We start from the raw sequence: 13,068 nt of genomic DNA, 5'->3' as shown, positions 1-13,068 counted from the left end.
TCTGAACAAGTATAACGTAGTTGATGAGTCAGATCATCTGTTTGCCAAACCCAGATTCGTACATTTTATTACAATTTGATGATATTCAAATTCGAACCATTAACGAGAAAAAGCATTCCCGCAGCTTCCCTGAATAGCTAAATTCAAGGACAACTGCAGGAATGCTATATTTTCGGAATTAAAATTACTCGTTTGTGTCCATCCACTGGAAGTGGAATGAACCTTCTTTGTCCACACGTTTGAATGTGTGAGCACCGAAGTAGTCACGTTGAGCTTGCAGCAAGTTTGCTGGCAGACGCTCTGTACGGTAGCTGTCGTAGTATGACAGTGCGCTGGAGAATCCAGGTACCGGAATACCTTGTTTTACAGCAGCCGCTATAACTTCACGCCATGCACCTTGATAAGATTCAACGATGTTTTGGAAGTAAGGATCCAAGAGCAGGTTTTTGAGTTCTGCATCTTTGTCATATGCTTCTTTAATGTTTTGCAAGAACTGCGAACGGATGATGCAACCACCACGGAAGATCATGGCAATGTTACCGTATTTCAGATCCCAGCCGTATTCATCGGAAGCTGCACGCATTTGTGCAAATCCTTGTGCATAGGATACGATTTTACTTGCAAACAATGCTTTACGCACGTTCTCGATGAACGCTTTTTTGTCGCCGGAGAACGCTTCAATCGCTGGTCCATTAAGTATTTTGCTAGCTGCTACACGCTCGTCCTTCATCGCAGAGAGGAAACGGGAGAATACGGATTCCGTAATCATGGACAATGGAACGCCGAGATCCAGCGCACTTTGGCTTGTCCATTTACCTGTTCCTTTTTGTCCAGCCGCGTCCAGAATAACGTCAACCATTGGTTTACCCGTTTCTGGATCGTATTTGGAGAAGATATCTGCTGTGATTTCGATCAGGTAACTGTCCAGCTCCCCTTGATTCCACTCCGTGAAGATCTCATGCAACTCTTCAACGGAAACGTTCAATACGGATTGGAGCAAGTGATAAGCTTCACCAATCAACTGCATATCTCCGTACTCGATACCGTTATGCACCATTTTCACATAGTGTCCGGCACCATCTGGTCCGATATATGTGCTGCAAGCGTCATCGCCAACTTTGGCGGAGATCGCTGTCAGGATCGGTTCTACCAACCGATAAGCACTTTCCTGACCGCCTGGCATGATTGCCGGGCCTTTCAGTGCGCCTTCTTCACCACCGGATACACCTGCTCCGATGAAGCGGAAACCTTTTTCTTCCAGTTCTTTACTGCGACGTTGTGTATCAGGGAAGTAAGCATTACCTCCATCGATAATAATGTCGCCTTGATCCAGATGAGGAAGCAGCTGCTCGATCGTTGCATCTGTTGCTTTACCTGCTTGCACCATGATCAGAATTTTACGCGGGGACTCCAGGGATTCCACGAATTCTTCAATAGTGAACGCACCTGTCAGATTTTTACCTTCTGTTTCTTTCAGAAGATCATGGGTTTTCTCTGGGGAACGGTTAAATACCGATACCGAGAAACCTTTGCTCTCAATGTTCAAAGCCAGGTTTTTACCCATTACTGCCAATCCAATAACACCAATCTGTTGTTTACTCATTATGTCCTCCCAATACTCCATTATTTATATAGTAAGTTGAAACGAATAAACGGTTATAGTTTATTGTACTGTTTTATTCCAGTCCGCTGCAAATTTGTCCATACCTTGATCTGTCAGCGGGTGTTTGGAGATCTGTTCAATGACGGAGAATGGAACAGTAGCAATATGTGCTCCAGCCATGGCTACACGTGTAACGTGATCCGGATGTCTTACAGATGCCGCAATAATCTGTGCATCCAGGTTATGTGTACGGAACAATTCAGCAATTTTGGTAACCAATTGTACGCCATCCTCGGAGATATCATCGAGACGTCCCAAGAATGGGGATACATATGTGGCACCAGCACGCGCAGCCAGAAGCGCCTGATTCACTGTGAAGATCAACGTTACGTTGGTTTTCACACCTTTTTTGGTCAAGTAACGACAAGCTTCAAGTCCTGCAAGTGTCATTGGCAGTTTGATGGTAATGTTTTTGTCGCTGTTGTTAATTTTGATCAATTCTTCTGCTTGTGCAATCATCTCTTCAGCAGTAAGAGCATCTGGTGTAACTTCCGCAGATACGGACTCCACTTCAGGTACCAAACGCAAGATTTCTTCAATACGATCTTCGAATTTCACGCCCTCTTTGGCTACCAAAGATGGATTTGTTGTTACACCAGACAATACGCCGATTTTGTATGCTTTTTGGATATCTTCCACGTTAGCTGTATCGATAAAAAATTTCATGATTAAATTACCTCCAGATATATTTTGTATTTTGGTTTAGAGATTCGCATTAACCGCCAAGGGTATGCTATTTGTAACTACAGACTCCTGATCCGCCTGCTCATCAAACCACCAGTGGTGACCTTCTTCTTCAAGCATAACATCTGATTCAGCCGGTCCATAGCTACCCGCAGGATACAGATGAAGTGGCAACAGATTTTCCTGGAATGCATCCAGAATTGGCTGCACCCACGCCCATGACAATTCTACTTCATCCCAGTGGGCAAAGAATGTTGGATCACCCAGCAGAGCATCACGAATCAAATTCTCGTAAGCTTCCGCGAGGTCACCTTTATCCGGAGAAAGATCGATATGAACCGGTTTGAATTCACCTTTATTCTCAGGATCACTTGCATTCAGTTGCAATGTCATGCTCTGATCCGGACTCATCTCAATGACAAGCAGGTTTGGCTTGGAACCCTTGTTTTTCAGCACATTTGTCTGTCCTGAAGGTTCTTTGAATTCAATCACGATACGTGTTGATTTCTCCTTCATTCTTTTACCCGTACGAATGTAAAACGGAACACCACGCCAGAAGAAATCATCAATTTGCAATTTGGCAGCAATGAATGTGTCATTCATTGTATTCTCGGCTACACCCGGTTCAGCAGCATAAGCATTTACCGGCTGGCCTTGAATGTTGCCTGCTGCATACTGTCCACGGATGATGTTTGCGCCCACAGTTTGTTTTTGTAACGGCTGAATCGATTCCATGATGTGCTTTTTCTTCAATCCAACTTTTTCGGAAGTACTGTTGTATGGAAGTTGAATCGCCATCATCATGAGCAATTGCAACATATGATTCTGGAACATGTCTCGTACTGCACCAACATGATCATAATAGGATGCACGTTCTTCGACACCTACAGTCTCATTTGCCGTAATTTGCACATTGGAGATGTATCGGTTGTTCCATAACGCCTTCATGATTGGGTTACTCTGATGCAATGTCTCCAGACGCTGTACCATCGGTTTGCCCAAATAGTGGTCAATCCGATAAATCTCTTCCTCCGTGAACGATTCGCTTAATTTGCGATTAAGGTCTCTGGCGGACTGCAGATCGTGACCAAATGGCTTCTCGATGACGAAGCGTTTCCAGCCCTCTGTGGAACCCAGCCCACTTTCTTGAATATTCTCGGCAATCGGTTCGAAAAACTCCGGACCAACCGAGAGATAAAACAAGCGATTTGACGGAATGCCAAGCTCAGCTTCTCTTTGTTCAACTAATCCCAACAGCTTTATATAATCTTCCTTATGGCTTATATTCAATACACTGTAGCGGAAAGCTTTCACAAATGACTTCACAACTTCAGGATCAGCCTGGCGTCTGGAAAATTCATTTAATGATTTTTCCACTTGTGCCTGAAAGAATTCATCAGACCAATCTCTACGCCCCAGACCAATCAATGAGAAGGTTTCCGGAAGCTTCTGCTCAAGATATAGGTTATATAAGGCAGGATATATTTTTCTTTTGGCTAAATCGCCAGTAGCACCAAATAAAACAATGGTAGTTGGTTCCATCTCACCGTTCTCCTTCCAAGTAACTCTGGTTTCTTTGTTGTAGTTACACTATAATACGTTTTATAGCTATACAAGTAATTAATATATTTCACAGGAGCTATAGACCACATCTATGACAACAAATTACGAACTATATAAAGTCTTTTATTGGGCCGCCAAAACGGGAAGTTTGACACAGGCTGCGAAAGCACTGTATATCACTCAACCCAGCGTCAGTCATGCCATTAAGCAATTAGAAGAGAGCTTTGGTCTTATCTTGTTTTATCGAAATTCCAAGGGTGTAGCATTGACACAGGAAGGTGCCAGTCTGTACTCCTATATTGAACAATCCCAGATTCTGATCTCACTTGCGGAAGAAAAAATGGCCGCACTGAAGAATCTCGACAATGGTGAATTGAGAATTGGTGGCAGTGACTCCCTGTTCAAGCATTACATGCTGGCGTATCTAGAGGAATTCCACACCTTGTACCCTAACATCAAGCTACATCTGAGTCATGGAACCACGCCGGAAGTCATTACCTTTCTAAAAGAAGGCAAGATCGATCTTGGTGTTGTTCGGATGCCCATTGTTGATCCACAGCTTGAAGTCAGAGAAAGTATTCAGTTGAAAGACTGCTTTGTAGCTGGGGAACGATATGCTCAGTTGAAGGGTAAAGTCATGACACTTGAGATGCTTCTAGAGCATCAACTGATCCTCTTCTCCCGGAACAGCCGGGTTCGGATGGCTATAACCGAGTTGTTTAACAGCTATAATTACACGCTGAAGCCTGAGATTGAGGTGGGTAGCGTTGATCTGCTCATTGAATTTGCCCGTCGGGGATTGGGTATTTCCTATGTCACACGTGAATTTATATCCAAAGAGCTGGAAGAAGGTTCTCTCTTCGAAATTCAGCTTGATGTCCCACTCCCGCCTTCTCATGTGGGGATTATGACCAAACGTAATATGCCGATTTCTCTGGCAGCCAACCGATTTATGGATCTTATTTTCAAATCCTGAGTGGTCAAAAGGTACAATGAAGAGCCCCACCATCCAGGTATGGATGATGAGGCTCTTTGGCCTGCATAATACTTATTTACCGATTAAAGACTCACCAGATAGGACGCGTCCAATATAAGGGCAACCTTACCATTACCGAGGATCGTTGCGCCAGATAGATGGTTCATCGCACCCAGATACGTACCGAGTGTCTTGATCACCACTTCCTGATTTCCTATAATCTCATCTACTGCGTAAGCTGCAATTTTATCAACGGAACGCACGATCACAAGTGGAATAGTCTTGGATTTGCGGTCCGTTCGTGGATAGTTGAGCCTGTCGCACAGTCGGTGAAAAGGTACAATTCGTCCATGATTCAGAATGGCTTGTTGCCCCTGGATCATCTGAATATCTTCAGGTGAAATTCGAACAATCTCAGCAACATTATACATCGGCAAGATCAGCACACGGCCCGATACTTTAACTAACAGACCTTTAATAATCGCCAATGTGAGTGGTAGACGAATCGTAAATGTGGTGCCTACACCAACCTCCGTATCAATATCAATGATGCCGTTAAGCCGCCCGATCTGGCTACGCACGATGTCCATTCCAACACCGCGCCCCGATACTTCACTGACTGCAGAAGCTGTGGAAAAACCAGGCTCAAATATGAGATGGACAGCTTCCTGTGTTGTTAGACGTGCAGCCTGTTCCTCACTAATGATACCTTTGCCCAAGGCGGAAGCTTTAATCTGCTCACCATCGATACCTTTGCCATCATCCGAATAACAAATGACAACATGATTTTCTTCATGAAACGAAGTTAATGTAATACGTCCTTTGGACGGCTTACCGTTCTGCGCCCGAACCTCTACACTTTCAATGCCATGATCAGCACTGTTGCGGATGAGATGGATCAGCGGGTCACTCAATTCTTCAATGATCATTCGGTCCAGTTCAGTCTCTCCACCTTGAATAACCAGTTCCAGATCTTTACCCAGCTTCTGCGAAAGGTCACGAACCAATCTCGGAAAGCGACTGAATAGTTGATCAATGGGTAACATCCGTGTCTTCATTACACCTTCTTGAAGCTCTTTGATTACCCTGCCCATATGATCTGATACACCACTAATACTCTGAATGAGTGAAGATGGCTCTTTACGCACACCCGATCCACTAAGATCTGCAAGGGATGTCTGATCAATTAGCAGTTCACCGACCAAATTCATCAAATGATCCAGACGTTCAACACTCACACGAACTGTAGGTTGAGCAGCTTTCACTTTCTCACCCGGGCCAGACGTAGTCACGGTAGGCAAGCTTTGTTTTGTTTGCTCTGTTTCAGAGATTAATTCAAGTGGTGCAGAAGTCGCTGCAACCTCATTGGATTCCAGCAGATATGGATCAATCTCCAGCATATGAATATCCGAGTCTGAAGACAACTCTTCCTTAAGCTGCTGTGGGTCCTTCGACGTTGCCACGATGATGATGAACTGAGCATATTGATCATCTTCATTATCCGCACCCGGTTGGCTCTCCATGAGCGAAGTAGCGACAACCGTACCGCATATACCCTCAATGTGTTGTCGCAAAATATGATATCTTGCGGCTTTCATCATGCACTTCTGTTCCAGCACAATGTGAATGGACAATAGCTGTTTGCCTGATACAATAGCTACCTGTGCAACAATCGATTCTGCTGGTTGCAATTGAGGTGTTACAAGTTTCCCGACGACTGCCGGGGTTTGAATTAAATCCTTTATTTCTCGAACTACCGTTCGAAAGTCTGCATAGGCTTCCCCACGGATGTACTGATCACGAAGCACCTTCATGGCGTCCAAAGAGCGGAACAACGTATCAATTAGCTCCGATGTTATCTCCGGTTTCTTCTCCCGGACCCATTCAAGGGCATACTCCACTTCATGCGTGAGGTCGCTTAATTCACGGAAATCCATTGTGGATGCCGATCCCTTGATGGTATGGGCTGCCCGAAACAGCGTCTGAACCAGTTCTACAGAAGGTGTAAGCTCCAATGCCAACAAAGACTGATCCATACGTTCCAGTTGATCATTCAGTTCTTCGATAAAGATGTCACGGTAGGCAGACAAATCCATCATTCGTATATACCTCCCTAACCGCCCAATATTTCGTCCAGTTTCAAAATGCCTACAAGCTTGTCTTCCTGTTGACCCACACCATGGAAAAAGCCTTCACGGTTACGACCATATCCTCCGGTTGGCGGATGTATCTCCGAATATGTGGTTACCTTGTTCACACGATCCACGATCAAGCCAATATATTCATCCTGATGTCGAACTACGATAATACGAGTCGCTCTGGTGTCCGGTTCATCCGGCATACCCAGCAGGTTCCGCAGACTCATCACACATACAACCTTGCCACGCAGATTAACGACTCCTTTGATCTCTGGACGACTGAATGGGATATCTGTGATGCTCAGTATTTTAATAATTTCGTGAATTTCTTTGATTCGAATGGCGCAAGTCTCTGCACCTACAGACAGTTCAATATATTGTTCCTTCTGAAGTGAAGACATCGATTCACTCTCAATTCAATTGGTTTATTGGGTTTTGAAGACAGCTGCAGAATTCGCCAGCTCTTCCGCCAGATGTGCCAGAGATTGGCATGTTGCCGCCGTCTCTTCCGATGCAGCCGCGGATTCCTCACTGGAAGCCGAGATGGATTCAACAGAGCTCATCACCTCTGCCGCTTGAGCCGCTTCTTCCTCACATGCAGCTGCAATTTCGTTTACTTTCTGTGAGGAGTTATTGACCATATCAATGATCTGATCAAACGCCTGTCCAGTCATGGAAGACTGCTCAACACTGGCTGCTACGGCCTGTACACTTTGTCTCGTATTTTCCTGCATCGCTTTGATGATGGCTGTAATTTCTTTGGTCGCCTCGCCGCTTCGCTCGGCAAGCTTCCGGACTTCATCTGCTACTACGGCGAATCCTCGCCCTTGTTCTCCCGCACGTGCCGCTTCAATTGCAGCATTCAGCGCAAGCAGATTGGTCTGCTCAGCGATATCGTCAATCACTTCAATAATGTCACCGATTTTACGAGAATCATCTTCAAGCTTGGTCATTTTCGTATTAACAGCTTGCATGCCTACCAATGAATTCTGCACAACGAGTCCACCTTCACGCGCAGTCTTCACAGTATCATTGGACAATTCAGCCGCTTCTTCCGCACTTGCAGCGACAGAGTTAATGGCAAGTGAGAGCTCCTTGAACAATTCGGAGATGTTTCCTGCCTCGCTGGATTGACTTGTGCTGGTACTTGCAATTTCCTGTGTACTGGCTGAGATCTGTTCCGAAGAAGCGGCAACACTTTGGGAGTTCAACACAATATTGTTGATTAACTCTTTCAGATTATCAACCATCTGATTCAGTGCCACAGCGAGTTGACCCACTTCATCTTTGCTGGAGATGTCTGACTTGAGGGTCAGATTTCCTCCTGCAACTTCCTTAGCCAGACCAAGCATGGCCATGAGTGGCTTGGAAATGGAACGAGAGATGATATATCCAATGAGGATACTGAAGAGTACTGATGCCACAACCATGATGATTGTAACAGTGAAGGCTTTGGAGTAGGCTTCTTCAGACTTCGTGTTCGCTTGATCTGCCAACGTTACATTAAGGTTCACCAGATCCGCCAGCGTTTTTACAACCTCATCACCGGGAGGTTTCAATGTCGCTTTCAGGAATACTATAAAAGCTGTATCATCATCTGATAACGCTAGAGTGACACCTTGATCGTAAAATTTCATATAGCTGTCATACTGGGTATCTAATTTACGAAGTAATTCCGTTTCTTCCAGGGTAGTCGCAAGAGGGCGATACGACGCAAGTCGCTCCTCCATGGATTCACGAATCGTAGCAATATTCTCCGTAAGTCTGGTCTTTTCTGCTGCTTCAGTTTCGGAGTTCAAATCACGCACGTTAACCCGCAATCTCTGATATTCAACCTGAGCTGAGGACAGTTCTCTGACCGATACCAGATTGTTGTTATACATCTCTTGCATTCGTTCATTCGTACTTCTTAATGTTACTACAGAGTAGACGCCAAGCGCCGCAATGATTATCGACACAATTAAAAATGCTGAGATAATCTTTGTTGCTGTTTTTAAATTCCCAAACCACTTCATGTAATCTCCTCCTAGGCATCGTAGTGTCCAGTTATGTATATAACGCTTGGTAAACCCTTCTCTAGGGCACGCTCCAGACAACTTACGATCTATTTCGACATAAATATATTAAAACTGAATAGGAGATTTTTATTTCTATAATTTTGCACTATTATGAATTTTTATTTCAGATATAAAGAATCTTCTTTTTCATATAATTTATACTTTTTACCTATTAAATCGGTTTTTCTGCTTACATATATACGTATAATCAACATTCTGCATTGACTTACACATAGTTCTCCATACAAAATTTCATGTGACATGGTCTTCTTATATTTTTACATAAGATGTGTATAGTTCTTACGTCTAACAAATATCATTTTCCACGCAAAAAATTATGTATTTTGCTGTACACACTCAACATTTCAGGACTTAAGTCTAATAAATGTTTACTCAATACTGAGTCCATTTTCTCACAAAAAAACCAAACCCGAATCAACAAAGTTTGGTTTTGAAGCGAAAAAAACACACTTTAAATTAACATAAAACCCGTTTAAAACTAATTACTTATGTGTTATATAGCTGCTCCAGTTCAATTAAGCGGTCCTTAATCCTGTGCGGAATAATACCAAACAGTTCATCCCACGTCATGAACATCTCCGGCTTTAGTAAATATTGTTCGAACTCCATGGTAGGTACAAACGCTTTGGTCTGCAGATAACGCTCCACCTGAGCATCGATCTGTTCATTCGTTTCAAAATAACCTTGAAACAACTCATTCACAAGTAGCCCATCACATCCAGCTTCGGCACCTGCTGCACTATACAGGTTTGGCAATAACTCAAATACAACCGGAAGTGGTGAGAAAGCATGTTTGCCAGGCTGCGAGTACAGACATACATGATGTCCAACCACATTAACCCGTTCCTTCAACAATCCACGCAGCACCTTCCCGTGAAAGCTGGCTTCACAGTCTACTACCTCTCCGTCATGACCCACATAAACCCATACATGCTCCATTTCATACAGATGTCCAATCTCATAATCCCACCAGATTGCATATTCAATTACATATTGTACTGCCTCGGTCGGAAACTTAATGTCCCTCCTGAACGATGGTGAAGGCCCAGATTGATGCAACACAGAAATGCCAACAAAATCAGGATAAAAGGGTTCGTTTCTGTCAAACATCAGAATAGGTGCATAACTCATTGCAGTTTCAAGCGTTTTCATTTTTGACATGTTCATTAATGAGTCCTCCGTTTTTGTTGGATGTTCATACTATACTAACGATTATTACATCAACACGTCAAAAAACCTGTAACTGTTATTCTCCAGTTACAGGCTGTGTACTTTGATAATGAATAAGGAATCTTCAATTAAGACTTCTGTTTATTGGATAGTGACACAGACATCTTGGAAGGTGAAGTCGATTGATCAGAAACCTGCGTATCACACCCTATTGGAGGTCCCAGAATGGCATCATTTTTAATGGACGCAACGGCTCTGGCATATGCCTCTTCATCCAAACAGTACGCGCGGTGAGCCACCTCCGGCGGTGTAGCTGCCAAGAAATCCGCTCCAAACACAATATCAGGTGTTGGTTGATCAAAGATAGTTAATACATATACATCATCTGTCTCAGCGACAAACCAGTGAAACCAGCCTTTCGGAAATACCACAACCTGACCTGGTTTCAGACGATATGTCAATCGTTCACGTGTAAACGGATTGAATACTGACGCTGTAATTTCACCGGTGATGACCACAACCATCTCCGTAACATTGGTGTGCCAGTGCGGCTGCACAATGATTCCTTTACTTAAGTACACGTTGAAGAAACCATTCGCAATGGTTGGAAGCTGTTCTCCAAACAGCTGGGTTACATAGTTGCGTGAATCCCTCTGATAATTGACAACCGCATTGGAATCGGCTGCCAGCGGAACATTCGGGGCTTGCAAAATCGGATTCATCATACGATCATTTCTCCTCCTTGGCCATACACCTCATTGTTGTACTGTATGCCGGAGAATAGAAAGTAATACCGTTGACACATGTTATATATTGTTTTCAATCCTGAACTGTAGGTTTCTTGGAATCATGTACAAATGACCTGTCAGGAATCCCCGCCCCAATGGGCTGTAAGGAACCAAGCCCATGTTCAATTCATGCAGGACAGGCATAATCTCATCCTCAAGCTCTCGACTTCCTAATGAATATTCGGTCTGCAACGCTGTAATCGGATGAACAGCATGTGCACGCCGAATGATCTCTACTGGCGCTTCCGACAAACCAATAAATCGAATCTTCCAGAAAAGCTATAACTGTTGTTTCATCAACTTCATTAGATCCAAATATCATTGACTGCTGTTAATTCCGACTCGGTTCCGCCTGTATTTACTACTCCCCTAGGCTCTACCATCATGATATGACATTCCTGGTGTGCAAACGTTTTATGTTCAACTCCTCTTGGTACAATGAACATCTCTCCTTCGGAAATCTTTACTTGGCCATCGCGGAAATAAACAAACATCTCCCCTTTGATCACGATAAACACCTCATCGGTATCTTGATGATCGTGCCATACAAAATCCCCTTCGATTTTAACCAATTTAAACTGATAGTCATTCATTTCACCAATAACTTTCGGAGACCAATGTTCATTGAACTTAGATAATTTCTCATTAAAATTAATAGGCTGGTAACTCATATTAAACACTCCTTTTTATTGAGGCTTTAGGGCTAGACTATTGATTCAAAATAAGCATAAATAATTCATGGATAAGCAGCGGTTCATTATCTTCACCATTTTTACGTAAGAGTCATTCAGCTCTCCACTTATTCTGGGATTAAAATAATCATGGATTCTCATAAATTTATCTTGTATATTGATCTTTGAAATCATGAGATTCCCTCCTCATTATTCGATAACGAGATAATCAACCCGTTGGCAATGGTGTTAATCCCCCTGATTCATTAAGTTTACATCCTGTTATGCATCACGTAAAATTAAATAAAAGTATATAGATCATCATAATATGTGATGCAAAAGGAGAGGGCTGTTCTGGATATTAGGTCTTTGGAAGTATTTAAGGCAGTTGCCATTGAACAAAGCATCACCAAGGCTGCTGAGAAATTGAATTATGTACAGTCCAACGTTACTGCACGAATACAACGTCTTGAGCAAGAATTGGGTGTTCCTCTGTTATATCGATATCATAAGAAGGTATCCTTAACGCCTGCAGGACGTGAGCTGTTGCCGCATGTAAACAAGTTGCTTTATGATTTCGAGGAAGCGATTGAGGCAGTTAAACTTTCATCTGCCCCGCGGGGAACCTTGCGCATTGGAGCTATGGAGTCAACTGCTTCTACACGATTGCCATTGATCTTCACACAATATCACAAGAAATTTCCACAAGTAGAATTAAGCTTATATATGGCACCTACCGTAGATCAAGTAAGTACCCTTCTCGAATATAAGGTAGACGGTGCATTTGTGGATGGACCCATTCTTCATCCGGAGATTGTTGAATACCCTGTCTTTGAAGAATCTCTAGTTTTGATTACGAGTTTCTCTCCCGAGCCCTTTCAAGTAAAATCGATTTTACATGAACCACTGCTTTCGTCATTCGCACATTGCATCTATTTGGGACGTTGGCAACGATGGCTAGAGGATCATGGTTATGCTTCTATGAAGGTCATGGAATATGGCACACTAGAGGGTGTCCTGAAATGTGTCGAGAACGGGCTAGGAGTCACTGTTTTACCCGTGTCTATGGTTGAATCACGCATACAGCAGGGGAAAATTAGCTGTCATCCATTACCAGAATCGTATGAAAAAGTGCCCACGGTGTTTATAAGGCGACGTGACTCGTACATGACAAGTGCTCTCTCACAATTTATGGAGCTGGTGGGCATCACTAATCTCTGATTTATTTCCATATGCTCACTAGCCTGTTTGGCGTGAGCCTTTCTCTGTCAGAATTGCCGCAGCCGCACCTGCGGCCTCGCCCTTCTGTAACGTAAATTCCATAATCTAATCCATCT

Annotated in this window: 11 protein-coding genes and 1 pseudogene; 2 read left to right on the top strand and 10 right to left on the bottom strand. The window is 43.5% G+C overall.

Going from position 1 to position 13,068, the window contains the following annotated elements:
• Positions 1-184: 184 nt before the first annotated feature.
• Genes gndA through zwf form a run of 3 tightly spaced genes read right to left on the bottom strand, consistent with a single transcriptional unit; the run spans position 185 to position 3,889 of the window.
• Entirely contained in the window at positions 185-1,603 is a 1,419-nt protein-coding gene (gene gndA, locus J7E78_RS10690; RefSeq protein WP_215076129.1) for an NADP-dependent phosphogluconate dehydrogenase, read from the bottom strand.
• A 60-nt stretch (positions 1,604-1,663) separates the two neighbouring features.
• Positions 1,664-2,329 carry a fructose-6-phosphate aldolase gene (fsa, locus tag J7E78_RS10685; RefSeq protein ID WP_215076128.1) on the bottom strand — a complete coding sequence of 222 codons (666 nt, stop codon included), beginning with the start codon at positions 2,327-2,329 and terminating at the stop codon, positions 1,664-1,666.
• 36 nt (positions 2,330-2,365) lie between these two features.
• Positions 2,366-3,889 (bottom strand): glucose-6-phosphate dehydrogenase, encoded by a 1,524-nt coding sequence (zwf, locus tag J7E78_RS10680; RefSeq protein ID WP_215076127.1) that lies wholly within the window; start codon positions 3,887-3,889, stop codon positions 2,366-2,368.
• Positions 3,890-4,001: 112 nt separating this feature from the next.
• Here zwf and J7E78_RS10675 point away from each other — a divergent pair, with 112 nt between their 5' ends.
• On the top strand, positions 4,002-4,886 hold the full coding sequence (locus tag J7E78_RS10675; protein ID WP_215076126.1) for a LysR family transcriptional regulator: 885 nt from the start codon (positions 4,002-4,004) through the stop codon (positions 4,884-4,886).
• Positions 4,887-4,969: 83 nt separating this feature from the next.
• Here J7E78_RS10675 and J7E78_RS10670 read toward each other — a convergent pair whose 3' ends face one another.
• The 7 genes and pseudogenes from J7E78_RS10670 to J7E78_RS10640 form a co-directional block, all read right to left on the bottom strand.
• Positions 4,970-6,985 carry a chemotaxis protein CheW gene (locus J7E78_RS10670; protein WP_215076125.1) on the bottom strand — a complete coding sequence of 672 codons (2,016 nt, stop codon included), beginning with the start codon at positions 6,983-6,985 and terminating at the stop codon, positions 4,970-4,972.
• A 14-nt stretch (positions 6,986-6,999) separates the two neighbouring features.
• Positions 7,000-7,425: a chemotaxis protein CheW gene (locus tag J7E78_RS10665; RefSeq protein WP_215076124.1), complete on the bottom strand. Its 426-nt coding sequence runs from the start codon at positions 7,423-7,425 to the stop codon at positions 7,000-7,002.
• A 24-nt stretch (positions 7,426-7,449) separates the two neighbouring features.
• Positions 7,450-9,039, bottom strand: a complete 1,590-nt coding sequence (locus J7E78_RS10660; RefSeq protein ID WP_215076123.1) for a methyl-accepting chemotaxis protein — start codon at positions 9,037-9,039, stop codon at positions 7,450-7,452.
• Positions 9,040-9,588: 549 nt separating this feature from the next.
• Positions 9,589-10,269 (bottom strand): hypothetical protein, encoded by a 681-nt coding sequence (locus tag J7E78_RS10655; protein WP_215076122.1) that lies wholly within the window; start codon positions 10,267-10,269, stop codon positions 9,589-9,591.
• A 131-nt stretch (positions 10,270-10,400) separates the two neighbouring features.
• A complete protein-coding gene (locus J7E78_RS10650) occupies positions 10,401-10,997 on the bottom strand; it encodes a cupin domain-containing protein (protein WP_215076121.1) in 597 nt (198 codons plus the stop codon).
• Between the two features lie 129 nt (positions 10,998-11,126).
• Positions 11,127-11,330 (bottom strand): annotated as a pseudogene (locus tag J7E78_RS10645) (aldo/keto reductase); the annotation flags it as partial.
• Positions 11,331-11,365: 35 nt separating this feature from the next.
• A complete protein-coding gene (locus J7E78_RS10640; protein WP_215076120.1) occupies positions 11,366-11,731 on the bottom strand; it encodes a cupin domain-containing protein in 366 nt (121 codons plus the stop codon).
• 354 nt (positions 11,732-12,085) lie between these two features.
• On the opposite strand from J7E78_RS10640, the gene J7E78_RS10635 reads away from it, so the two are divergent.
• The gene (locus J7E78_RS10635; RefSeq protein ID WP_215076209.1) at positions 12,086-12,952 is read left to right on the top strand and encodes a LysR family transcriptional regulator; all 867 of its coding nucleotides are present in this window, start codon (positions 12,086-12,088) and stop codon (positions 12,950-12,952) included.
• Positions 12,953-13,068: the final 116 nt, after the last annotated feature.

It is taken from the genome of Paenibacillus polymyxa (assembly GCF_018614975.1).
GTDB lineage: Bacteria > Bacillota > Bacilli > Paenibacillales > Paenibacillaceae > Paenibacillus > Paenibacillus polymyxa_E.
The sequence above is the reverse complement of the archived record's forward strand: the minus strand, read 5'-3'. Positions and strand labels throughout refer to the sequence as shown.